Origin of the sequence: Microbacterium fluvii (genome assembly GCF_025515205.1) — a bacterium.
Lineage (GTDB): Bacteria > Actinomycetota > Actinomycetes > Actinomycetales > Microbacteriaceae > Microbacterium > Microbacterium fluvii.
In genome coordinates this window covers 1,069,301-1,092,482 of record NZ_JAOPFX010000001.1, presented here as the reverse complement: position 1 = coordinate 1,092,482, position 23,182 = coordinate 1,069,301, and the positions used below count along the sequence as shown (strand labels likewise).

Sequence of the window (23,182 nt, the reverse complement as noted above, 5' to 3'; positions counted from 1 at the left end):
CTGACCATCGCGCCGGGGAGGAGAATCTCCTGCACCGGCGCCGGGTAGGCTGGAGGGCATGGCAGCACGCAGTACCGCGCCGGAGAAGCGGCCCGGCTTCTTCTCGCAGATCCGCACCCTCTTCACCTTCACCCGCGAGGCCTATCGCTGGCTGCCGTTCGCCCTGGCAGGCATCGTGCTGCTGGGCATCGCCGCGGGTGTCGGCGTCGGGTTCGTGATCCCGCCGATCGCCCTGTGGAGCATCATCCTGTGGGGCGTCACGGGTCTCATGGCCGGCGTCCTGGGCTCGCTCATGCTCATGACCCGCCTGTCGACGAGCGCGATGTACCGCAAGATCGACGGCATGCCCGGCGCCGCCGGCCACGTGCTGTCGTCGTCGCTCGGGCGCAATTGGCAGGCCTCCGACATGCCCGTCGGCATCAACCCGAAGACCCAGGAGGCCGTCTACCGCGCCGTGGGCCGCGGCGGAGTGGTGATCGTCGGCGAGGGCGCGCGCGGGCGCCTCACGCGGCTCGTGAACGACGAGCGTGCGAAGGTCCAGCGCGTGGCATCGGGTGTGCCGGTCACCGTGCTCTATGTCGGCCACGGCGACGACGAGGTGCCGATCTCCAAGCTCGCCCCGACGATCAAGTCCATCAAGAAGACCATCGACCGCGGCACCATGGCCGCCGTCATCAAGCGCATCGACTCGGTCTCGCAGTCGCTGACGTCGCTGCCGATCCCGAAGGGGATCGACCCGACCAAGGCACGCGCGCCCCGCCCTCGGTGACGTGACCTCCGACGTGACGACGGATGCGAGCGCCTACCCCGGCGAGCGACTCGGGCTGCCCGCCGACGGCAGCGGCTCGATCGGGCGGCTGGGCCGAAGAGTCGGCGCCCTGTTCATCGACTACGGCGCCGCCTACCTGATCTCGGGCTTCTTCGCGTGGGACTCGATGGCGATCCTCGCCATCTTCGCTCTCATCCAGGTCGTCTTCCTGCCGACGCTGCAGGGCAGCCCAGGGCATCGGCTCATGGGAATGAAGCTCGTGCGCCTCGACGGCGCGTGGGTGGGCCCGTGGCGTCCCCTCGTGCGCACTCTGCTGCTGATCATCGTGATTCCTGCCGTGATCTGGGACGCCGATCAGCGCGGGCTTCACGACAAGGCTTCCGGCACCGTTCTGCTGCGTGCGTAACATGCCGGAAACAGAGGGGATACTGCGGGGCAATGCCTCCCCGATAGCGTGCTGACCAGCCCGCTCCGCAGCGAGCCGTACCCACCCGATCTTGGAGACTCCATGTTCAAAGATTCATCCGAGGTGCTCAAGTTCATCAAGGACGAGGACGTCAAGTTCCTCGACATCCGCTTCACGGATCTTCCTGGTGTGCAGCAGCACTTCAACATTCCCGCCTCGACCGTCGACGAGGAGTTCTTCACCGTCGGCCAGCTCTTCGACGGCTCGTCGATCCGCGGCTTCGCGAACATCCACGAGTCGGACATGCAGCTGATCCCGGATGTCTCCACCGGCTACCTCGACCAGTTCCGCGAGGCGAAGACCCTCGTGATGGTCTTCGACATCTACAACCCGCGCACGGGTGAGATCTATGCGAAGGATCCGCGCCAGGTCGCCAAGAAGGCCGAGAAGTACCTCGCCTCCACCGGCATCGCCGACACCGCGTTCTTCGCCCCCGAGGCCGAGTTCTACATCTTCGACGACGTGCGCTACGAGGTGAAGCAGAACGCGAGCTTCTACTCGGTCGACTCCGAGGAAGGCGCCTGGAACTCCGGCCGCACCGAAGAGGGCGGCAACCTCGCCAACAAGACGCCCTACAAGGGCGGCTACTTCCCCGTCGCGCCCGTCGACAAGACCGCCGACCTGCGCGACGACATCAGCCTCCACCTCATCGAGTCGGGCCTCATCCTCGAGCGCGCCCACCACGAGGTCGGCACCGGCGGCCAGCAGGAGATCAACTACCGCTTCGACACGATGGTGCACGCGGCCGACGACATCCTGAAGTTCAAGTACATCGTCAAGAACGTGGCAGACCAGTGGGGCAAGGTCGCGACCTTCATGCCCAAGCCCCTCTTCGGCGACAACGGCTCGGGCATGCACACCCACCAGTCGCTGTGGCTCGACGGCAAGCCCCTCTTCTACGACGAGAAGGGCTACGGCGGTCTGTCCGACATCGCCCGCTGGTACATCGGCGGCATCCTCGCCCACGCTCCCGCGGTGCTCGCGTTCACCAACCCGACTCTCAACTCGTACAAGCGCCTGGTCAAGGGCTACGAGGCTCCCGTCAACCTGGTGTACTCGGCCGGCAACCGCTCGGCGGCGATCCGCATCCCGATCACCGGCACCAACCCCAAGGCCAAGCGCATCGAGTTCCGCGCGCCCGACGCCTCCGGGAACCCCTACCTGGCCTTCGCGGCGCAGATGATGGCGGGCCTGGACGGCATCATCAACCGCATCGAGCCGCACGAGCCGGTCGACAAGGACCTCTACGAGCTCCCGCCCGAGGAAGCCAAGAACATCCCGCAGGTTCCGAACTCGCTGCTGGACTCGCTGGAGGCCCTGCGCGCGGACAACGAGTTCCTCACCCGGGGCAACGTGTTCACGCCCGAGCTGATCGAGACCTGGATCGAGTACAAGATCGAGAACGAGATCAAGCCGCTGGCAGCGCGCCCGCACCCGTTCGAGTACGAGCTCTACTTCGGGGTCTGACGTTCCAGCATCCGCGAAGGAAGAGCCCCGGGGGGATCCCCGGGGCTCTTCCCGTTGCTGCCGGTCTCACCCGTAGAAGAGCTTCTCGAACACACGCCGGGCGCGCCGGGTCGCCCCGAAGTAGTCCTCCTCCACGCGCGTGGCGGAGCGCGGCGGATAGTCCAGCAGGCGTCCGATGCCGTCGAGCTTCCGACGATCGGGCGGCAGCACGTCGCTGGTCTGCCCCGATAGCAGCGTGTTGGCCGACCGGAGACGGCTCGACAGACGCCACGCGTCCGACAGCCGCGCGGCCGACGACTCCGGGATGAGCCCGGCCTCCTGCGCGGCGGCGAGGGCGTGCAGCGTCGAGGTGGTGCGCAGCCCCGGCACGCGTGCCCCGTGCTCCAGCTGGAGCAGCTGCACGAGCCACTCGACGTCGCTGAGCGAGCCGGGCCCGAGCTTGAGGTGGCGCGCGGGGTCGACCCCCTGCGGGAGTCGCTCATTCTCGACGCGAGCCTTGATGCGCTTGATCTCGCGCAGATCCTGCAGCTGCACCTGAGCCGGGTAGCGCACCCGGTCGGCGAGTTCGGTGAACTTCTCGATGAGCTTGACGCTGCCCGCGATCCCCCGCGCCCGCAGCAGCGCCTGCGCCTCCCACGAGAGCGACCAGCGACCGTAGTAGGCCGCGAACGAATCGAGCGAGCGTGCGAGCGGGCCGTTGCGGCCCTCCGGTCGCAGATCGGCGTCGAGGTCCAGCGGCACCCGATGGTCCTCGGAGTGCGTGCGCAGCCCGGCGACCAGCTGCAGCGCGAGGTTGTGCGCGCGTTCTGGCTCGATGCCGTTGGCCTCGTAGACGTACATGACATCGGCATCCGACCCGAAGCCGAGCTCGGCGCCGCCGAAGCGGCCCATCGCGATGACCGAGAAATCGAGCGCCGCGTCCTGCGGCGGCACGACCTCGCGGCGCACGGCGCGCAGGGTCGCCTGGATCGTCACCTCGGTGATTGTCGTGAGGGATGCCGAGAGCTGCTCGATCGTCATCTCGGTCAGCAGAGCCGCCATCGCGGTGCGCAGCAGCTCGCGTCGCCGCAGCGCGCGCACGGCGCGCATCGCCTCGACCGTGGTCTCGTGCCGCGATTGGATCGCCCTGGCCTCCTCCTGCAGCACACGCCCCGAGCGCGGCCGCAGCAGGTCGGGATCGTCGAGCCAGGCCACCGACTCGGGGATCCACTCCATGAGCTCGCCCACGTAGCGCGACCCCGACAGCACCCGCGTGAGACTCTCGGCCGCCGCCGACGAGTCGCGCAGCATCCGCAGGAACCACGGGGTGTCGCCGAGCCGCTCGCTGATGCGCCGGAATGCGAGCAGACCGTAGTCGGGGTCGACGCCGTCGGCGAACCACCGCAGCATGACCGGCATGAGATGGCGCTGGATCGTCGCCTTGCGACTGAGGCCGCTGGTGAGGGCGGCGATATGACGCAGGGCGCCCGCGGCATCGGTGAATCCGATCGCCGCGAGCCGGTCGTGGGCCTGCTCGGTCGACAGCGCGCGCTCTTCGGCCGGCAGCGCCGCCACCGCAGACAGCAGGGGGCGGTAGAACAGCCGCACATGGATGTCGCGCACCTCGCGCTTGGTCGCCTCCCATACCGCGAACACGCCGGCGCCCGAGTCGGCCAGGCGCGTCGAGCGGGCGAGCACCCGCAGCGCGTCGTCGTCGTCAGGCATGAGGTGCGTACGGCTGAGCCGGCGCAGCTGACCGCGATGCTCGAGCAGCCGCAGCACGCGGTAATCATGGGCGAAGGCCGCCGCATCCGCCCGCCCGATGTAGCCTTCGGAGACCAGCGCGTCGAGGGCCTCCAGCGTGCCCCGCTGGCGGATGCCCTCGTCGGAGAGGCCGTGCACGAGCTGCAGCAGCTGCACCGTGAACTCGATGTCGCGGATGCCGCCGGGGCCCAGCTTGATCTGGAACGGCACCTCGGCGGCCGGGATGTGCTCGGTGACCCGCTCGCGCATGCGCTGCACGCTGTCGACGAAGTTCTCGCGCGCGGCGCTGGTCCACACTTTCGGCTGCACCGCCGCGATGTAGGCCTCGCCCAGCTCGGAGTCGCCCGCGATCGGGCGGGCCTTCAGGAGGGCCTGGAACTCCCAGCTCTTCGCCCACCGCTCGTAGTACGAGACGTGCGAATCGAGCGTACGCACGAGGGCGCCCTGCTTGCCCTCCGGGCGCAGGTTCGCATCGACCTCCCACAGCGGCGGTTCGACCTCCACCCCCGACAGACCCCGCATCGTCTGCACGGCCAGGCGGGTGGCGATGTCGATGACCCGACTCTCGCCGAGCTCTTCGGCGACGGCGTCGTCTGCTCCCCCGACGAAGATGACGTCGACGTCGCTCACGTAGTTGAGTTCGCGCGCGCCGGTCTTGCCCATGCCGATCACGGCGAGCCTCGTGGCGGCGACCTGTTCGTGAGGGAACAGCCCCACCCCTGCACCGCCGCCTGCGACGCGGGCCCGCGCGACGGCGAGCGAGGCCTCCAGCGCCGCTCCCGCGGCATCGGCGAGCCGAGCGGCGACCGACGGCACGATCTCGACGGGCGCGGGGTGCAGCAGGTCGAAGGCCGCGATGCGGGCGAGCAGCCGCCGATAGCGCACCCGCAGCGCCACCCACGCCGATTCGTCGGCGACCGCGGCGAACCCGTCGACGGCGCCCACCGCGTCGAGCAGCTCGTCGGTCAGCTCCTGCCGCGACGGCAGTGCGGTGCCGGCGTCGACGAGATCGTCGAGTTCGCGCGGATGCCGCAGATAGAACGCGCCGAAGCCCTCCGAGCCGCCCAGCAGCGCCCACATCGCCCTGCGCCCCTGGGCGTGGGCGAACAGGCGCGCGACGGGCTCGGCGTCGCGCCGCGCGATGCGCGCGAGCGACGCCAGCGCTCCGTCGGGATCGGCCGCGGCGACGACGTCGGCGAGCAGCGCGGCACGGCCGAGACCGGTCGACTCCTCGAGCTCGGACAGCAGCTCGTCGGTGCGGGCGCTGTCGCCGAAGCCCAGCCTGGCCAGGTCGGTGCGTGCCGAGGTGCGTTCGCTCATCGCAGCCGGAGGCTCAGAGCATCTCGAGGTTGCTCTTCAGCTCGAACGGCGTCACCTGGCTGCGGTACTCGGCCCACTCACGCCGCTTGTTCAGCAGCACGTAGTTGAAGACCTGCTCGCCGAGGGTCTCGGCCACGAGCTCCGATTCCTCCATGAACTCCAGCGCATGGTCCAGGCTCGCCGGCAGGGGTGCGTAGCCCAGCGCACGGCGCTCGCTGTCGGTGAGCGACCACACGTTGTCCTCCGCCTCCGGCGGGAGCTCGTACCCCTCTTCGATTCCCTTGAGCCCCGCGGCCAGCAGCAGCGCGAAGGCGAGGTACGGGTTGGCGGCGGAGTCGAGCCCGCGGTATTCGACGCGCGTGGACTGGCCCTTGTTGGGCTTGTACATCGGCACACGCACGAGCGCGGAGCGGTTGTTGTGCCCCCAGCAGATGAAGCTCGGGGCCTCGTCCCCTCCCCACAGCCGCTTGTAGGAGTTGACGAACTGGTTGGTCACCGCCGAGATCTCGCTGGCGTGCGTCAGCAGGCCCGCGATGAACTGACGGCCGACCTTCGACAGCTGATACTGGCCGCCCTCTTCGAAGAACGCATTGCGGTCTCCCTCGAAGAGCGACATGTGCGTGTGCATGCCGCTTCCCGGCTTGCCGCTGAGGGGCTTGGGCATGAACGTCGCATAGACGCCCTGCTCGATGGCGACCTCTTTGACGACCGTGCGGAAGGTCATGATGTTGTCGGCCGTGGCGAGGGCGTCGGCGTAACGCAGGTCGATCTCGTTCTGGCCGGGGCCGCCCTCGTGGTGGCTGTACTCGACCGAGATGCCCAGGTCTTCCAGCATCCGCACCGAGCGACGGCGGAAGTCGTGCGCCGTGCCTCCCGGCACGTTGTCGAAGTACCCCGCCGAGTCGACCGGCTCCGGCCCCTCGGGGCCGTAGCTCGACGACTTCAGCAGGTAGAACTCGATCTCGGGGTGCGTGTAGAACGTGAAGCCCGCGTCGGCGGCCTTGTTGAGCGCGCGCTTGAGCACGTGCCGCGGGTCGGCCACAGCCGGCTGTCCGTCGGGCGTCGTGATGTCGCAGAACATCCGCGCGGTCGGATCGATCTCGCCGCGCCAGGGGAGCGTGTGGAAGGTCGTCGGGTCGGGGTGGGCGAGCAGGTCCGACTCGTAGGAGCGGGTGAGGCCTTCGATGGCCGACCCGTCGAAGCCGATTCCCTCACTGAAGGCGCCTTCGACCTCGGCGGGAGCGATCGCGACCGACTTGAGGGTGCCGATCACGTCGGTGAACCACAGCCGGACGAACTTGACCCCACGCTCCTCGATCGTGCGCAGCACGAAGTCACGCTGCTTGTCCATCACTGCCCTTCCCCTGCGGTCTCGGAACCCCAGGCGTCGTCTCGTGCATCTTCCTCCGCCCAGGCGCGCGAACGCTCCTTGAGCACCTCGGGCGCCTTGGCTGCCTCTTCGGCGGTGTCGAAGGGACCGGCACGGTCGATCGCCGGCGACTCGAACCCCTTCTCGACCTGGCCGGTCGAGAGGTTGTACCAGTACTTCTCGCTGTCGCTCGTCACGCCCGTCTCCTGTCGCTGCCGCACCCTCGGGTACGGATGCTTCGATCCTACTGATCGCCGGCGCAGTGCTGGATAGGCTGGGGCCATGGCATCGCAGAGCACGCGCGCAGTCGGGGTGGACATCGGCGGAACGGGCATCAAGGCGGGGATCGTCGACCTCGCCGAGGGCGTGCTGGTCAGCGATCGTGTCAAGGTCTCCACCCCCGAGGGCGCCGAGCCCGACGACGTGCTGGCGGCCGTGCGCGAAGTGCTCGACCGCCTCGGCGTCGGCGACGACCACTCGATCCCGCTGGGGGTCGCCTTCCCCGCGATCGTCAAGGGCGGGCGCACGCTGTCGGCGGCCAACGTCTCCGACCGGTGGATCGGGTTCGAAGCCGAGAGGTTCTTCACCGAGGGGCTCGGCCGCAAGATCCACTTCGCCAACGACGCGGATGTCGCCGGCATCGCCGAAGTGCGCTACGGCGCCGCGCGCGGCAAGGCGGGCCTGACGATTCTGACCACTCTCGGCACCGGCATCGGCACCGCAGTGCTCTACGACGGCGTCCTGATCCCCAACTCGGAGCTCGGCCACGTGCAGCGCGCGCGGCACGGTCGGGATGCGGAGGCCTACGCCGCCTATTCGGCGATGGAGCGCGATCACCTGACGTGGAAGAAGTGGGCCAAGCGGCTGCAGTGGTATTACAGCCACATCGAGTTCCTCTTCAGCCCCGACCTGTTCGTGGTCGGCGGCGGGGTCTCCAAGCACGCCGACGAGTTCCTGCCGCTGCTGCAGCTGAACACCCCGATCGTGCCGGCCGTGCACCGCAACAACGCGGGCATCATCGGCGCAGCGGCGCTGGCCGCCGACTGAGGTCGTCGTCGGGCGAGAAGGCGAATGGGCCGGCCTGTACGCCGGGTTCTGTCCGGGGGCCGCAGCCCCGTGGACGGTCATCTCTCTCGGCGACACGTTGCCGTGCCGCTCCAGCGGCCTACCCGGGGACTCGGCGGGCCGCGTCATCATCCCCTGTCTGGCCTTGCTCCGGGCGAGGTTTGCCGTGCGGATCGTGTCACCACGATCCCGGTGGTCTCTTACACCGCCCTTTCACCCTTACCGCAGCCGAAGCCGCGGCGGTCTGCTCTCTGTGGCACTGTCTCGCGGATCGCTCCGGGTGGGTGTTACCCACCGCCCTGCCCTGTGGAGCCCGGACGTTCCTCGGTGCGGCGTACCGCAACGCGACCGTCCAGCCGACCCATTCGCATCTCGATCCTAATCCGCGACACACAGCATCTGCGGTATACCGCCCTCGGCTCGGATGATGTAGCCTCAGTCCACGACCGGAAGACGATGGGGATCGTCGCCGAGTCGCACTGGGGGGAATCATGCGCAGAACTATTGCCGTGCTCGCGCTCACGGCTTTCCTTGCGTTCGGCGGCGCTGCCGCTGCCAACGCTGACGATCACTACACACCGGACGAGCCGAAGCAGCCGACGCTGGGTGGTTCGACCGCGGTCGGCGAGTGCATCAAAGACGCTCCGTGGATCTTCTACGACGTCGAGCTCGTCGATCCGGACGATCTGGCCACCGGTCACACGGCGAGTCTCATCATCAGCGACGCCACGCACAGCGTGACGCTGCCGTTGGGAACGCTCGTCGACAATCAGCTGTCGGGCCGCGTGCTGTGGCCGGGGGCGAGCGTCGACGCATCGGGCAATCCGACGGGGTGGCCGGGCTGGGCGTACGAGAACGGCGCGTGGGTCGAGACATCGGACAACTACGCCTGGACACGCGGTGACGTGACGGCCGTGCTGTCGGTGAACCCGACGAAGGAGGTGCCGCTGGCCTATCCGCCGGCCACTCCGGAGTGCGCCGCGATGCCTGCGGTGCTGTCGGCCTCTGAAGAGCTGCCCGCCACCGGATCGGACTTCCCGTTCGTGAACGTGGCAGCCTTCGCTGGGGTCATCGCGCTGGTGGGCGTCGGGCTCGCACTGGCCAGGCCGCGTCGCGCTCAGCGGTGACGCCGGGCGCCGAACGCGATCGCACGACCGGCATCGCCCTGCTGCTGAGCGGGGCGATGCTGGTCGCGCTGATCGCCGGGTTCGCGTGGGCGGCGTCTCGGGCGTGGGTCGCGCAGCGCAGCGTCGCCGCACTGTCGACAGCCGTCGACGATGCGACAACGGCCGCGCGCGCGGGCGACTCCTCCGGGATCGCCACGGCGGTGTCGCAGATCAGCGACGATGCCCGCGCCGCGGCGGACGCCGCGAATGACCCGACCTGGGGAGTGCTTCAGGCCCTTCCGCTGCTCGGCGCCAACTTCACCGCCGTACGGATCGTGGCGACCCAGGTCGATGCGATCAGCGACGCGGCCCTCGTGCCGCTCGGCGAGCTGCTCGCCGAACCGGCCTCCCCCGGCGACGAGGCGATCGACCTCGACGCCCTGGCGAAGGCGCACGTCATCGTGGCCGATGCCGCCGACGCGCTCGCGACGGCGCAGCACGCCATGAGCGGGATCGAGCCGGACGAGCTGCTCTCGCCCGTCGCCGACGGCGTCACGCGGATGCAGCAGGTGGTCACCACCGCGGCACCCGCCGCCCAGCAGCTCGCCGCCGTCACCGACGTGCTGCCGGCCATGCTCGGAGCCGACGGCGAGCGCGAGATCCTGCTCATGCTGCAGAACAATGCGGAGTTGCGCACCGGCGGCGGCGCCACCGGATCCTTCGTGCTGCTGAGCGCCGACGACGGTCATCTGGAGATCACGGGCCAGGCCGACTCGAGCCGCTTCCCGAAGGAATCGGCCGCCCTGGTGAGTCTGCCCGACAGTGTGGCAGCCATGTACGGAGACGACGTCGCCCGCTTCGTGCAGAACGTGTCGATCACGTCGGACTTCGAGGTGACAGGCCGTCTCGCCGCGCAGTGGTGGAAGGCCCATACCGGCACCGCACCCGATGCCGTCGTGTCGATGGATCCGCTCGTCCTCAAGAGCCTGCTGGCCGCGACCGGCCCGGTGACCCTCGACGACGGGTCGAAGATCACCGCCGAGAACCTGGTGAAGCGCCTGCTGATCGACCCCTACACGAGGGCCGACCCCGCCGCCCAGACCGCTTTCCAGCAGCACGTGACCAGGGCGATCTTCGAGCAGCTGCTGACCGAGGGCATCGATCCCGTCGTCTGGGGCCGCGCCCTGGCCGACCCGGTCGCGCAAGGACGCGTCTCGGTGTGGAGCGCCGATCCGACGGCGCAGTCCGTCTTCGCCGACACCGTGCTCGGCGGACCGAGCGCACGCCATCGACTGGCCGGCGACGACGCCTACGCCGTCTACCTCAACGACGCCACCGGATCGAAGATGGACAGTCTCCTCGACGTGTCCATCACCGCGGGAGCAGCTCAGTGCCGCGCAGACGGGCTGGCCGAGGTCGCCGTCACGGTGGAGCTGACCAGCACAGCACCGGAAGACGCCGCGACGTCGCTGACCAAGAGCATGACCGGCGGTGGGCGGTTCGGCACGCCGGCCGGCCTCATCGCCACCAACGTCGCCGTCGCAGCCCCCGCGGGCAGCTACTTCGCCGGCGTGCGCATCGACGGCGACCAGGCGCTGTCGGCCGACGTCGACGAGGCGGGGTTCCCCACCAGCATGGCGCGCGTGACGCTTCGACCCGGCGAGTCCGCCGCCGTGGAGTTCCGCTTCGTCAGCGCGGCGGCCGGTGCCGTGGATCCGCAGATCCTGCACACTCCGCTGATCTCGACTCCCGCCGTCGATCTCGGCGCGACGGTCGCCTGCGGGTGAGCTTCGCCCGAGCCCGTCCGCGTGTCGACGGCGTCTCAGTCCACGACCTCGACGTCCAGCGGGAAGTCCAGCGGAATCTCGCCGAACAGCAGTCCCGTGGCGGATGCCGCGGCTTCGGCGAGCGCGGTGGCGACAGCATCCGCCTGCTCCGCGGGGGTGTGCACGATGACCTCGTCGTGCAGGAAGAACGCGAGGTGGGCCCGTCGGGCGAACACCGGGCCGGAGCGGTGCGCCGCCCCTTCCTCGGCCACCGCCGGCATCGCGGCGAGGCGGGCGCGCAGATCGGCCATCCAGGCCAGTGCCCACTCGGCGGCGGTGCCCTGCACGATGAAGTTGCGGGTGAATCGCCCTCGGTCCCGCGCTCTGCGACGCGCCCGCACCTCTTCGGCAGCATCGGCTCCGACGCGGCCGGCGGCCGCCTGCGCCTGAGCCCACCCCGCGGACGGCTCGGGAGAGCTGCGTCCGAGCCACGTCGTCACGCTGCCGCCCCGCTCCCCCGTGGCCGCCGCGTCGTCGACGAGCGCCATCGCCCGGGGAAACGATCGGCGCAGCCGCGGCACGAGTCGTCCACTGTCGCCGGTCGTCGCCCCGTACATCGCGCCCAGCAGCGCGATCTTGGCCTCGGCGCGCGTCGTGACCGCGCCGGTGTCGACGATGCCGGCATACAGGTCGCGGCCTCTGGCGGCGGCGGCCAGCGCCGGGTCGCGCGCCATCGCCGCGAGGATGCGCGGCTCGAGCTGGGCGACGTCGGCCACGACGAGCCGCCAGCCGGGGTCGGGACGCATCGCGCCCCGCAGCAGCTTCGGGATCTGCAGGGCTCCTCCCCCCGACGACGCCCATCGCCCCGTGACGACCCCGGCCGGCACGTAGACAGGGCGGAAGCGGCCGTCGACGACCCATTCGTCGAGCCACGCCCACCCGTTCGCGCTGAACAGCCGCGAGAGCTTCTTGTATTCCAGCAGCGGCGCGATCGCCGGATGCTGCTGCTCCCGCAGCTCCCACCTGCTGGTCGACTCGACGAGCACTCCCGCCCGATGCAGCCCCCGAAGGAGCTTCGGCTGAGAGTCAAGACTCAGCGCGGGATCACCCAGCGCGGCGCGCACCTCGGCGGCGAGCTCCATCATGCGCGCCGGTCTGCCACCGGCGACGGGTGGATCGCCCAGCTCCCCGCGCAGCAGCCGATCGTGCTCCGCGACGTCCCACGGGAGCCCGGCCGCCCGCAGCTCACCCGCGATCAGGGCACCCGCCGACTCGGCCGCCAGCAGCAGACGCAGACGCCCGGTCTGGCTGGAGTCCTCCACCGCCGTGCGCTGCCGTGCGAACTCCGCGAGCACCTCGTCGATGCCTTGCGGCGGGCCCGCCGGCCCCGCGGCGGCGTCGTCCCAGTCGAACAGCGTCTGCGGGCCCTCGGCGTCACCGATCGCCGCCGCATCCCATTCGGTGTGCGCGGACAGCGCCGCATCCTCGACCCACGCGCTGTCGCGCAGGATCGCATGGCACAGCCGCAGGTCATGACAGCGCGAGATGCGCACGCCCGCAGCGAGCAGTCCTGGCTGCCACTGCACGGTGTCGCCCAGCACCCATCGCGGCGCCGCTTCGCCCTCCAGCTCGGCGACGACTCCCGCGAGCTGCTCGGGCGCGCACGAGCGCCTGGTCAGCTCCTGAGCGTCGGCTCCGAGCTCGGCGACGATGATCGATGCGCCGTCACGGCCCAGCGCGACCCAGACCGGTCGGACAGACGTCGCTACTCCCCCGCGCGCACGAGGATGCAGCCGCATTCGGGGCAGGTGGCCACGGCATCCGGGGCGGTCTGTCGGAGGGTCGCCAGGTCGGTGCCCGAGAGCACCATGTGGCACCCCTCGCACGTGCTGCCGCGCAGCAGCCCTGCGCCCGCACTGCGCACGGCGAGCCTGTCGTAGAGGGCGAGGAGGTCAGCCGGCACCTCGCCGGCGACGGCGGCCCGGTCGCGTGTCGCCGCCTCCCACGTCGCGTTCGCCTCGGCGACGACGCGTTTGGCGGCCGCGCTCAGCTCGGCGCCCTCGGCGTTGGTCTCGGCGATCAGGCCCTCCTGCTCGGCGACGGCGGCGTCGGCCGTCTCGAGGTGCTCCATGATCTCGAGCTCGGAGTCTTCGAGATCGCTGCGGCGGCGGGCCAGCGATGCCAGTTCGCTCTCGAGCCCCTGCGCCTCCTTGACGTTGCTCGACGAGGCGAGGCGCTCGGAGTCGCGCGCGCTGCGCGCCTCGACGACGGCGACATCGGATTCCAGGCGGGCCAGATCCGCGCGCAGATCGTCGCGCGCTCCGAGTCGGGTCGACAGCTCCTGCGAGAGCTCCTGCCGCCGCGCGAGAAGCTCCTGCACGCGCGCCGCCTGCGGCGGGTTCTTCCTGGCGTGGTCCGCCGTGCGGATGCGGGCATCGAGAGCGGCGACGTCGAGGAGTCGACGCTGGTCGTCGGGACTGGCGTTCACCATTCCAACCTACCCTGGGCTCCGGACGGCTCGAAGGGGTGACGTCGGGCACGTGCCGCCGCTAGCATTCAACGATCCTCTGGCGAAGGGCACGGCCATGAACATCATGCGCACGAAATCGGTGGAGCAGTCGGTCGCAGACACCGACGAACCGGAGTTCAGACTCAAGAAATCGCTGTCGGCGCTGGATCTCACCCTCTTCGGAGTGGGTGTCGTCATCGGCGCCGGCATCTTCACGCTCACCGGTCGGGCGGCCCACGAGGTCGCCGGTCCCGCGATCGTCGTGAGCTTCATCGTCGCGGCCGTCGCGTGCGCGCTGGCGGCCATGTGCTACGCGGAGTTCGCCTCCACGGTGCCGGTGTCGGGGTCGGCCTACACGTTCTCCTACGCCGCGCTCGGCGAACTTCTGGCGTGGATCATCGGGTGGGATCTCATCCTGGAGATGTTCCTCGGGGCGAGTGTCGTCGCCCAGGGGTGGAGCGCCTACCTCGGGGTGCTGCTCGAACAGCTGGGTGCGCCCATCCCCGAGGCGATCGGCTACGGCGGCACGGTCGATGTGATGGCGATCCTGCTCGTACTTGTGCTGGGCGGCCTCATGACCTTCGGCATCAAGGAGTCGATGCGCGTCAACCTCGTGCTGGTCGCGGTGAAGCTGTTCATCGTGCTGTTCGTGATCTTCGCCGGCATCGGGTTCATCGACCCGGCGAACTACTCGCCGTTCGTGCCGCCCGAAGCGGCTCGGGAGGCGGCGACCGGGCTGCACCAGCCGCTGCTGCAGTTCCTCTCCGGCGCCGAGCCGACGGCCTTCGGCATCGGCGGCATCTTCGCGGGGGCCGCGCTGGTGTTCTTCGCCTACATCGGCTTCGACGTCGTGGCCACCACCGCCGAAGAGACCCGCAGGCCCCAGCGCGACCTGCCGATCGGCATCATCGCCTCACTCGTGATCTGCACCGTGCTCTACTGCGCGGTGGCGCTGGTGGTGACCGGCATGGTCTCGTACGACCAGCTCGACCCGGCCGCCGCGCTCGCGAACGCGTTCGCCCAGCACGGCGCCACCTGGATGGCCACGGTGATCTCGGCCGGAGCCGTCGCGGGCCTGACGACGGTCGTGCTGACACTGCTGATCGGTGCGACGCGCATCATCTTCGCGATGAGCAGGGACGCCCTGCTGCCGGCGGGGCTCGCGAAGGTGCACCCGACCCGGCGCACCCCCTGGCTGATCTCGATCATCGTGACCCTCGTGGTGGCCGTCGTTGCGGGATTCACGCCCGTCGGCATCCTGGAGGAGATGGTGAACATCGGCACACTGTCGGCGTTCGTGCTCGTCTCGATCGGCGTGATCGCCCTGCGGCGCACCCGGCCCGACCTGCCGCGCCCGTTCCGCGTGCCGTGGAATCCGTGGCTGCCCGCGCTGTCGGCGCTCGTGTGCCTGTACCTCATGCTCAACCTCACGGTCGAGACCTGGCTGCGGTTCCTCGTGTGGCTCGCGATCGGCATCATCATCTACTTCGGCTACTCGCACCGCCATTCGCGCGTCGGCCAGCCCGGCTACATCGACCCGTCGCTGCCCCACGTCGTCGCACCGGTGCGCAAGGCGGAGGGCGGCGAACAGACCCGGTAGCTACAGCCCCAGCAGCCAGGTCGCGACGACGAAGTAGACCACGAGGCTCGTCGCGTCGCAGAAGGTCGAGATGAACGGCGTGCTGAACACCGCGGGGTCGGCACGCACCGCCCGCGCGAGCATCGGCATCGCCCCGCCCACGGTCGCCGCGATCGTGCAGACCACGACGAGGGTGATGCCGATGACGCCACCGAAATCGATGCCGAAGGCGAGGGTGGCCAGCACGAAGCCCAGCGCACCGAGCAGTGCCCCCAGCGTCGCCCCCACCCGCACCTCACGCCACGCGACGACCAGCACGTCGCGCGAGGTGACCTCGCCGAGCGCCAGCGCACGTGTGACGGTGGTGGCCGCCTGCGAGCCCGTGTTGCCCGCCGTGCCGGTGAGCAGGGGCACGAACAGCGCGAGGGTCACGACCTGTTCGATCGCGTCTTCGAAGATGCCGAGCACCTGAACGGTCAGCAGCGCCGAGACCGCCAGCACCAGCAGCCACACCACCCGCGCGCGCACGATGCCGAACACCGGAGTGGTCAGGTACGGCCGGCGCAGCGGCTCCGATGCACCCTGGCGCGCCGCATCCTCGTCTTCGGCGTCTTCGAGGATCCTGGCCGCATCGTCGATCGTGAGGATGCCGACGACACGGTCCTCGGAGTCGACCACCGGCGCCGCCAGCAGCTGGCCGTCGACCACGCGCCGCGCGGCCTGCTCGGCGGGGTCGACCGCGCGCACGACCTGCGCCTCGGTCATGACCTCGGCGAGGCCCAGGTCGCCGGGCTCCATGACGAGCTCGCGCAGCCCGACGACACCTACGACGCGCCGCTCGGGGTCGGTCACCGGCAGCATGTAGACCGTCTCGGCACCGGGTCCTCGAAGCTGCACGTGCGTCAGCGCGTCTCCCACCGTGAGCTGCGGCTGCAGCCGCACGAACTCGGTGCTCATGTGGCGGCCGATCGCGCCGCGCGGGTAGCCGAGGATCGGGGCGGTGAGTTCGCGCTCACTGGCCGAGAGCCCGCTCATGAGGTCTTTCGCGACGCCCGCGGGCAGCTCGTCGACCAGCTGGGCGCGGTCGTCGGGGTCGAGCTGCTCGAACAGCCGCGCCACCTCTTCGTCGCGCAGCCCCGCGAACAGCTCCGCGCGAAGACCCGGCTCCAGCAGCTCGAACACCTCGAGGGCGTGCTCCCGACGCAGCAGCCGGTACAGCACGGCCCGGTCTGCGGCGTCTTCGCGCTCGAGGGCGCGCACGATGTCGCCCGCGTCGTGGTCGCCGAGCAGCTCCGAGATGCGCGCGAGATCCCGGTCCTTGAGCGCGTCGGACAGGGCAGCCGAGAACTGCGGGAAGTCGTCGTCCATGCCCGAACTCTAGACTTGTCGGGTCAGGGCCCTTAGCTCAGCTGGTAGAGCGCCACGTTTACACCGTGGATGTCGTCGGTTCGATCCCGGCAGGGCCCACTCTCACAGGGCGGCGATCGCCTCGCGGTAGCCGTCGAGGGACCGCGAGGTCGCCGGGTCGGAGACGACGCTCCAGCGCACGACACCGGTCGTGTCGATGAGGAAGCTGGCACGCGTCGCGATGCCCTTCTCGGCGAGGAACGCGCCGTAGGCCCTCGCGACCTCGCCGTGCGGCCAGAAGTCGGAGACCAGGGCGAACGGATACGCCTGCTGCTCGGCCCACGCGTGCAGCGCGTGGGTGCTGTCGACCGAGATGCCCACGACCGTCACGCCGCTCTGCTCGAACACCGCGATGTTGTCGCGGATCTCGCACAGCTCGCCCTGGCAGCGCCCGGAGAACGCGAGCGGGAAGAAGACGAGCACCACCGGGGACTCGCGCCAGAGGTCGCTGAGGGTGAGGGTGCCGCCGCCGGCTGCGGGAAGCGTGAAGTCAGGTGCCTGGTCGCCGATCTCGATCGTCATGCTGTCCATCCTGGCACCCGTTCAGTGGCTAGGCTGGTCGGTGGTGCGTTGTGCACGGCAAACAATGTCTGCACCGTTCCGGTAGCGAATCCCTGGCACGATCTGCCAGACGACGAAAGGTCTCACGTGACTGTCAACGACCAGGATCCGTACTCGCAGGGCCCTCTCGACAGCGACCCCGACGAGACGTCGGAGTGGCAGGAGTCCCTGCAGCAGCTCGTGGATGCCAAGGGCTCCGGCCGCGGTCGCGAGATCATGCTGAGCCTGCTGCAGAAGTCGCACGAGCTGCAGTTGAACGTGCCGCAGGTGCCGACGACGGACTACATCAACACGATCGCGCCCGAGAACGAGCCGTCCTTCCCCGGTGACGAGGAGCTCGAGCGCCGCTACCGCCGCTGGATCCGCTGGAACGCCGCGATCACGGTGCACCGCGCGCAGCGTCCTGGCATCGGCGTGGGTGGTCACATCTCGACCTACGCGTCGTCGGCCTCCCTCTACGAAGTCGGCTTCAACCACTTCTTCCGGGGCCTGGACGACCCCGCAGGCGGCGACCAGATCTTCATCCAGGGGCACGCCTCGCCGGGCATCTACGCGCGCTCGTTCCTCGAGGGCCGCCTGACCGAAGACCAGCTCGACGGCTTCCGTCAGGAGAAGTCGAAGGCCCCCGACGGCATCCCGTCGTACCCCCACCCTCGGCTGATGCCGGAGTACTGGCAGTTCCCGACCGTGTCGATGGGTCTGGGCCCGATCAACGCGATCTACCAGGCGATGACCAACAAGTACCTCACCAACCGCGGCGTGAAGGATCTGTCGGACTCGCGCGTGTGGGCCTTCCTCGGCGACGGCGAGATGGACGAGGTCGAAAGCCGCGGGCAGCTGCAGGTCGCGGCCAACGAGGGCCTGGACAACCTGACCTTCGTCGTCAACTGCAACCTCCAGCGCCTCGACGGCCCCGTGCGGGGCAACGGCAAGATCATCCAGGAACTGGAGAGCTTCTTCCGCGGCGCAGGCTGGAACGTCATCAAGGTCGTGTGGGGCCGCGGCTGGGACGAACTGCTGCAGGTGGACCCAGAGGGCGCCCTCGTGCACCTCATGAACACGACCCCCGACGGCGACTTCCAGACCTACCGCGCCGAAGACGGCAAGTTCATCCGCGACCACTTCTTCGGCCGTGACGAGCGCACCGCCAAGATGGTCGAGAACTGGTCGGACGACGACATCTGGGGCAAGCTCCGCCGCGGCGGCCTCGACTACCAGAAGCTGTACGCCGCGTACGACGCCGCGTCCAAGCACAAGGGCCAGCCCACCGTGATCCTCGCCAAGACGATCAAGGGCTACGGTCTCGGCCACCACTTCGAGGGGCGCAACGCGACCCACCAGATGAAGAAGATGACGCTGGAAGACCTCAAGCACTTCCGCGACTCGATGCGCATCCCGATCAGCGACGCGCAGCTCGAAGAGAACCCCTACCTCCCGCCGTACTACAACCCCGGCCCCGGCGACGAGACGATCCAGTACATGATCGAGAAGCGCCGCGCCCTGGGCGGATTCCTTCCCGAGCGACGCAGCCACCACGTCGGGCTCACCCTCCCTGGAGACGAGACCTACGCCCTCCCCAAGAAGGGCTCGGGCACGCAGGAGGTCGCCACCACGATGGCGTTCGTGCGACTGCTGAAGGACCTGCTGCGTGCGAAGGACTTCGGCAACCGCATCGTGCCGATCATCCCCGACGAGGCGCGCACCTTCGGCATCGACGCGTTCTTCCCGAACGCCAAGATCTACAACCCGCACGGCCAGAACTACACGTCGGTCGACCGCGAGCTGCTCCTGGCGTACAAGGAGAGCCCGCAGGGGCAGATCATGCACGTCGGCATCAACGAGGCCGGAGCCCTCGCCGCCTTCACGGCGACCGGCACCTCGTACGCCACCCACGGCGAGCCGCTCATCCCGATCTACGTCTTCTACTCGATGTTCGGGTTCCAGCGCACGGGCGACGCCCAGTGGGCGGCGGGCGACCAGATGGCGCGCGGCTTCATCATCGGCGCCACGGCGGGACGCACGACGCTGACCGGCGAGGGTCTGCAGCACGCCGACGGCCATTCGCACCTGCTGGCCTCCACCAACCCGGCCACCGTGTCGTACGACCCGGCGTTCGGCTACGAGATCGCCCACATCGTGCGGGCGGGCCTGGACCGCATGTACGGCGGCGAGCACCCCGACCCCAACGTCATGTACTACCTCACGGTCTACAACGAGCCGCTCGTGCAGCCGGCGGAGCCCGAGGGCGTCGACGTCGACGGCATCCTGCGCGGTCTCCACCGCATCTCCACCGCCGACGGCGAAGGCCCCCGCGCGCAGCTGCTCGCCTCGGGCGTCGGCGTGCCGTGGGCGCTGGAGGCCCAGCAGCTGCTTCGCGACGACTGGGGCGTGCAGGCCGACGTGTGGTCGGTCACGTCGTGGACCGAGCTGCGCCGCGACGGTCTCGCCGCCGACGAGCACAACTTCCTGTACCCGGACGAGGAGCCCCGCACCGCCTACGTCACCGAGAAGCTGCGCGACGCCGAGGGCCCCGTCGTCGCGGTGAGCGACTTCATGCACGCCGTGCAGGACCAGATCCGCCCGTGGGTGCCGCAGCGCTTCGCGACCCTGGGCGCCGACGGCTTCGGCTTCTCCGACACGCGCGCCGCCGCCCGTCGCTTCTTCAAGATCGACGGACCGTCGCTCGTGGTGCGCACGCTCCAGTCGCTCGCGGAGGAGGGCAAAGTCGACCGGGCTCTGGCCGGACAGGCGATCGAGAAGTACCGCCTGCACGACGTCAGCGCCGGCACCAGCGGCAACGCGGGCGGCGAGAGCTGACAGCATCCATGGCCGACCGCACCTCTGCCGACAAGAGCGAGACGCTCGCGTGGCTCCGCCGCATCTCAGGCGACCTCGCCACGGCGACCATCAAGCGCCTCGAAGACACTCTGCCGTGGTACGCGGACATGCCGCCGGCACGGCGGTCGGCGGTGGGCCTGGTCGCCCAGGCGGGCATCACCTCGTTCATCCAGTGGTACGAGGATCCCACCTCGACTCCCTGGATCGCGGCGGACATCTTCGCCGCGGCGCCGCGTGAGCTGCTGCGCAGCGTCAGCCTCACCCAGACGCTGCAGCTCATCCGCGTCACCGTCGGAGTGACCGAGGAGCGTGTGGCCGGGCGCGGCGAAGACCTCCGAGAGGCGATCCTGCTCTACTCGCGCGACGTCGCCTTCGCCGCCGCCGACGTGTACGCGCGGGCCGCCGAGGCGAGAGGGCTCTGGGACGCGCGCCTGGAGGCGCTCGTGGTCGACTCGATCCTCACCGGCGAAGCCGATGAGGAGCTGCCCAGCCGCATCGCCGCGCTCGGCTGGCACGGGCACGGCGAGGTCGCGGTGCTGGTGGGAACCACCCCGCCGCAGTTCGACGTCGATCAGCTGCGCCGCACCGCGCGCAAGCTCGACGTCGACGTGCTGATCGGCGTGCAGGGCTCGCGCCTGGTGCTCGTGATCGGGCGGTCGGAGACGCCGCATCGGACCGAGGATGCCGCCGAGCTCCCGTTCATCGAGATCGCACGTCGCCTCGAGCCGGGCTTCGGACCGGGGCTGCTGGTGCTGGGGCCGCAGGTGCCGGCACTGGTCGACGCGAGCCAGAGCGCGAGGGCGGCTCTGGCCGGCTTCGCGGTCGCCCGCGCCTGGCGGCATGCGCCGCGCCCCGTGGAAGCCGACGATCTGCTGCCCGAGCGGGCGCTCGCCGGTGATCCGCTGGCCAAGCTCACCCTGGTGGAGAAGATCTACCGCCCGCTGCAGGCCCACAGCACCGACCTCGTGGCGACCCTGTGGAGCTATCTCGACAACGGCCGTTCGCTGGAGGCGACGGCGCGTGAGCTGTTCGTCCACCCCAACACGGTGCGATACCGACTCAAGCGCGTCTCGGACGTGATCGGATGGGACGCCACCGGTCCCCGCGAGGCGCTGATCCTGCAGACCGCCCTCATTCTGGGCTCCATCGGCACCGACGCGACCCGCCGCCGCTCGGCGGCGACGCGACGCCCCGGCGCCTGAGGCTGTTCACCGCGCACAAAGCCTTGGCGCAATCTTGTGCCACCTCTGCCAGAACGGCACGGCGATCCTTGGCAGGATGGAAGGGTGATCATCGCCGTCTTCCCCGGTCAGGGTTCGCAGACCCCCGGTTTCCTGACCCCCTGGCTCGAGCTCGACGGCACCGCCGAGCGCCTGCACGCGTACGCCGAGTGGTCGGGCGTCGACCTCGTCGCGGCCGGCACCGAGTGGGATGCCGATGCGATCCGCGACACCCGGATCGCGCAGCCGCTCATCGTCGCGGCGAGCCTCCTGTCGTGGAACGCCCTGGCCGACCGCTCCGGAGTCTCGGGCGTCGCCGGCCACTCGGTCGGCGAGTTCGCCGCCGCCGCAGCGGCCGGGGTGCTGTCCGAAGAGGATGCGCTGCGTCTGGTCGGCATCCGCGGCCGTGCCATGGCGGCGGCAGCGGCCACCGAGCCGACCGGCATGAGCGCCGTCATCGGCGGTGATCAGGACGCCGTCGTGGCGCGGCTGACCGAACTCGACCTCACCCCCGCCAACTACAACGGCGGCGGGCAGCTCGTCGCCGCCGGCTCCCTCGACGCGCTCGCACGCCTGTCGGCGGAGCCCCCGGCATCCACGCGGGTCATCCCGCTGCAGGTCGCGGGTGCCTTCCACACCCGCTACATGGCCCCGGCGGTGCAGACGTTGCGCGACGCGGCCGCGCAGGTGTCCGCATCCGCTCCGACGACGACGCTGTGGACCAACCGCGACGGCTCGGTCGTCGATGCCGCCGACACCGCCGTCGACCTGCTGGTGAGCCAGGTGGCCTCGCCGGTGCGGTGGGATCTGTGCATGGAGGCTTTCGCCGCCGCCGGAGTGACCGGCATCATCGAGTTCAGCCCCGCCGGAACCCTCGTAGGGCTCGCCAAGCGGGCCCTCCGCGGTGTGCCGGCGGTGGCGGTCAAGACCCCCGACGACCTCGCGGCCGCCGCCGAACTTCTCACCGGAGCATCCGCATGACCCTGAGCCTGACCCAGCCCACCGGCCCCGCACACACCCGCATCTACGCGTACGGCGCGGCACGAGGCGAGAACGCGGTGCCCAACGACGACCTGATCGGCCCGATCGACTCGAGCGACGAGTGGATCCGGCAGCGCACCGGCATCGTGACGCGGATGCGCGCCGACGCCGGAACGACGGCGATCGAACTGGCGACGGATGCCGCGCGCGAGGCAGTGGAGCGCTCGGGTGTCGACCCCGCCGACATCGACCTGGTCGTGGTCGCGACGATCTCGAACCCGAAGCAGTCGCCGTCGGTCTCGGCGATCGTCGCCGACCGCATCGGGGCGAATCCGGCGGCGGCCTACGACCTGAACGCGGCGTGCGCCGGCTTCGCCTACGGCGTCGCCCAGGCGGACGCCCTCATCCGCTCCGGCGCCGCGCACTACGCCGTCGTCATCGGCGCAGAGAAGCTCAGCGACATCGTCGACCCCGCCGACCGCAGCATCTCGTTCCTGCTCGGCGACGGTGCGGGAGCGGCCGTGGTGGGCCCGAGCGACACGGCGGGCATCGGCCCGACGGTATGGGGCTCCGACGGATCGAAGGCCGAGGCCGTGGGCATGAACCACACCCTCACCGAGTTCCGCGATGGCCAGGCCCCGTGGCCGACCCTGCGCCAGGAGGGACCCACGGTGTTCCGCTGGGCCGTGTGGGAGATGGTCAAGGTCGCCCGTCAGGCGCTCGCCGAGGCCGGAGTCACCGCCGCAGACCTCGCCGCGTTCGTGCCGCACCAGGCCAATATGCGCATCATCGACGAATTCGCCAAGCAGCTGGGTCTTCCCGAGACGGTCGTCATCGGCCGCGACATCGAGACGACGGGCAACACGTCGGCGGCGTCGATCCCGCTGGCCACCCATCGCCTGCTCGAGGAGCACCCCGAACTCAGCGGCGGCCTGGCCCTGCAGATCGGCTTCGGCGCCGGGCTCGTCTTCGGCGCCCAGGTCGTCGTGCTCCCCTGACAGAAGATCGCCCGACCC

The 23,182-nt window shown here is 70.0% G+C and carries 18 protein-coding genes, 1 tRNA gene and 1 other RNA gene; 12 read left to right on the top strand and 8 right to left on the bottom strand.

What is annotated here, in order from left to right:
• Positions 1–58 precede the first annotated feature (58 nt).
• The 3 genes from OAW74_RS05025 to glnA (OAW74_RS05015) all read left to right on the top strand — a co-directional run bounded on the left by OAW74_RS05025 (position 59) and on the right by glnA (OAW74_RS05015) (position 2,702).
• Positions 59–769, top strand: a complete 711-nt coding sequence (locus OAW74_RS05025) for a DUF4191 domain-containing protein (protein WP_262873228.1) — start codon at positions 59–61, stop codon at positions 767–769.
• A 1-nt stretch (position 770) separates the two neighbouring features.
• Positions 771–1,175 (top strand): RDD family protein, encoded by a 405-nt coding sequence (locus tag OAW74_RS05020; RefSeq protein WP_262873227.1) that lies wholly within the window; start codon positions 771–773, stop codon positions 1,173–1,175.
• A gap of 102 nt (positions 1,176–1,277) precedes the next feature.
• A complete protein-coding gene (gene glnA / locus OAW74_RS05015; RefSeq protein ID WP_262873226.1) occupies positions 1,278–2,702 on the top strand; it encodes a type I glutamate--ammonia ligase in 1,425 nt (474 codons plus the stop codon).
• 66 nt (positions 2,703–2,768) lie between these two features.
• Here the strand turns inward: glnA (OAW74_RS05015) and OAW74_RS05010 are convergent, their stop codons facing one another.
• Genes OAW74_RS05010 through OAW74_RS05000 form a run of 3 tightly spaced genes read right to left on the bottom strand, consistent with a single transcriptional unit; the run spans position 2,769 to position 7,331 of the window.
• Complete coding sequence (locus tag OAW74_RS05010; protein ID WP_262873225.1) at positions 2,769–5,765, bottom strand: bifunctional [glutamine synthetase] adenylyltransferase/[glutamine synthetase]-adenylyl-L-tyrosine phosphorylase; 2,997 nt, start codon at positions 5,763–5,765, stop codon at positions 2,769–2,771.
• A gap of 13 nt (positions 5,766–5,778) precedes the next feature.
• A complete protein-coding gene (glnA, locus tag OAW74_RS05005) occupies positions 5,779–7,116 on the bottom strand; it encodes a type I glutamate--ammonia ligase (protein WP_262873224.1) in 1,338 nt (445 codons plus the stop codon).
• On the bottom strand, positions 7,116–7,331 hold the full coding sequence (locus tag OAW74_RS05000) for an SPOR domain-containing protein (protein WP_262873223.1): 216 nt from the start codon (positions 7,329–7,331) through the stop codon (positions 7,116–7,118). The genes glnA (OAW74_RS05005) and OAW74_RS05000 overlap by 1 nt, the downstream gene beginning before the upstream one ends.
• 85 nt (positions 7,332–7,416) lie before the next feature.
• On the opposite strand from OAW74_RS05000, the gene ppgK reads away from it, so the two are divergent.
• Positions 7,417–8,181 carry a polyphosphate--glucose phosphotransferase gene (gene ppgK, locus OAW74_RS04995; protein WP_262873222.1) on the top strand — a complete coding sequence of 255 codons (765 nt, stop codon included), beginning with the start codon at positions 7,417–7,419 and terminating at the stop codon, positions 8,179–8,181.
• 21 nt (positions 8,182–8,202) lie between these two features.
• On the opposite strand, the gene rnpB is transcribed toward ppgK, so the two are convergent.
• Positions 8,203–8,563: RNase P RNA component class A (gene rnpB / locus OAW74_RS04990), an RNA gene on the bottom strand.
• Positions 8,564–8,690: 127 nt separating this feature from the next.
• On the opposite strand from rnpB, the gene OAW74_RS04985 reads away from it, so the two are divergent.
• Together OAW74_RS04985 and OAW74_RS04980 are read left to right on the top strand one after the other, a co-directional pair.
• Complete coding sequence (locus OAW74_RS04985) at positions 8,691–9,326, top strand: cell wall protein (RefSeq protein ID WP_262873221.1); 636 nt, start codon at positions 8,691–8,693, stop codon at positions 9,324–9,326.
• Positions 9,323–11,092 (top strand): DUF4012 domain-containing protein, encoded by a 1,770-nt coding sequence (locus OAW74_RS04980; protein ID WP_262873220.1) that lies wholly within the window; start codon positions 9,323–9,325, stop codon positions 11,090–11,092. The genes OAW74_RS04985 and OAW74_RS04980 overlap by 4 nt, the downstream gene beginning before the upstream one ends.
• A 35-nt stretch (positions 11,093–11,127) precedes the next feature.
• Here the strand turns inward: OAW74_RS04980 and OAW74_RS04975 are convergent, their stop codons facing one another.
• Together OAW74_RS04975 and OAW74_RS04970 are read right to left on the bottom strand one after the other, a co-directional pair.
• Positions 11,128–12,870, bottom strand: a complete 1,743-nt coding sequence (locus OAW74_RS04975) for a bifunctional 3'-5' exonuclease/DNA polymerase (protein ID WP_262873219.1) — start codon at positions 12,868–12,870, stop codon at positions 11,128–11,130.
• Positions 12,837–13,559: a zinc ribbon domain-containing protein gene (locus OAW74_RS04970; protein ID WP_262873218.1), complete on the bottom strand. Its 723-nt coding sequence runs from the start codon at positions 13,557–13,559 to the stop codon at positions 12,837–12,839. The genes OAW74_RS04975 and OAW74_RS04970 overlap by 34 nt, the downstream gene beginning before the upstream one ends.
• 97 nt (positions 13,560–13,656) lie before the next feature.
• Between OAW74_RS04970 and OAW74_RS04965 the strand changes: the two genes are divergently transcribed.
• Complete coding sequence (locus OAW74_RS04965) at positions 13,657–15,180, top strand: amino acid permease (RefSeq protein ID WP_262873217.1); 1,524 nt, start codon at positions 13,657–13,659, stop codon at positions 15,178–15,180.
• Here OAW74_RS04965 and mgtE read toward each other — a convergent pair whose 3' ends face one another.
• The gene (gene mgtE / locus OAW74_RS04960) at positions 15,181–16,527 is read right to left on the bottom strand and encodes a magnesium transporter (RefSeq protein WP_262873216.1); all 1,347 of its coding nucleotides are present in this window, start codon (positions 16,525–16,527) and stop codon (positions 15,181–15,183) included.
• Positions 16,528–16,553: 26 nt separating this feature from the next.
• On the opposite strand from mgtE, the gene OAW74_RS04955 reads away from it, so the two are divergent.
• Positions 16,554–16,626, top strand: a tRNA-Val gene (locus OAW74_RS04955).
• Between the two features lie 3 nt (positions 16,627–16,629).
• Here OAW74_RS04955 and OAW74_RS04950 read toward each other — a convergent pair.
• Positions 16,630–17,088 (bottom strand): peroxiredoxin, encoded by a 459-nt coding sequence (locus tag OAW74_RS04950; protein WP_262873215.1) that lies wholly within the window; start codon positions 17,086–17,088, stop codon positions 16,630–16,632.
• A 126-nt stretch (positions 17,089–17,214) separates the two neighbouring features.
• Between OAW74_RS04950 and aceE the strand changes: the two genes are divergently transcribed.
• The 4 genes from aceE to OAW74_RS04930 all read left to right on the top strand — a co-directional run bounded on the left by aceE (position 17,215) and on the right by OAW74_RS04930 (position 23,164).
• Positions 17,215–19,944, top strand: coding sequence for a pyruvate dehydrogenase (acetyl-transferring), homodimeric type (aceE, locus tag OAW74_RS04945; RefSeq protein ID WP_262873214.1), 2,730 nt, complete (start codon positions 17,215–17,217; stop codon positions 19,942–19,944).
• An 8-nt stretch (positions 19,945–19,952) separates the two neighbouring features.
• A complete protein-coding gene (locus OAW74_RS04940; protein WP_262873213.1) occupies positions 19,953–21,167 on the top strand; it encodes a PucR family transcriptional regulator in 1,215 nt (404 codons plus the stop codon).
• 84 nt (positions 21,168–21,251) lie between these two features.
• The gene (locus tag OAW74_RS04935; RefSeq protein WP_262873212.1) at positions 21,252–22,166 is read left to right on the top strand and encodes an ACP S-malonyltransferase; all 915 of its coding nucleotides are present in this window, start codon (positions 21,252–21,254) and stop codon (positions 22,164–22,166) included.
• Positions 22,163–23,164: a beta-ketoacyl-ACP synthase III gene (locus OAW74_RS04930; protein WP_262873211.1), complete on the top strand. Its 1,002-nt coding sequence runs from the start codon at positions 22,163–22,165 to the stop codon at positions 23,162–23,164. Before OAW74_RS04935 ends, OAW74_RS04930 begins: the two co-directional genes overlap by 4 nt.
• Positions 23,165–23,182: the final 18 nt, after the last annotated feature.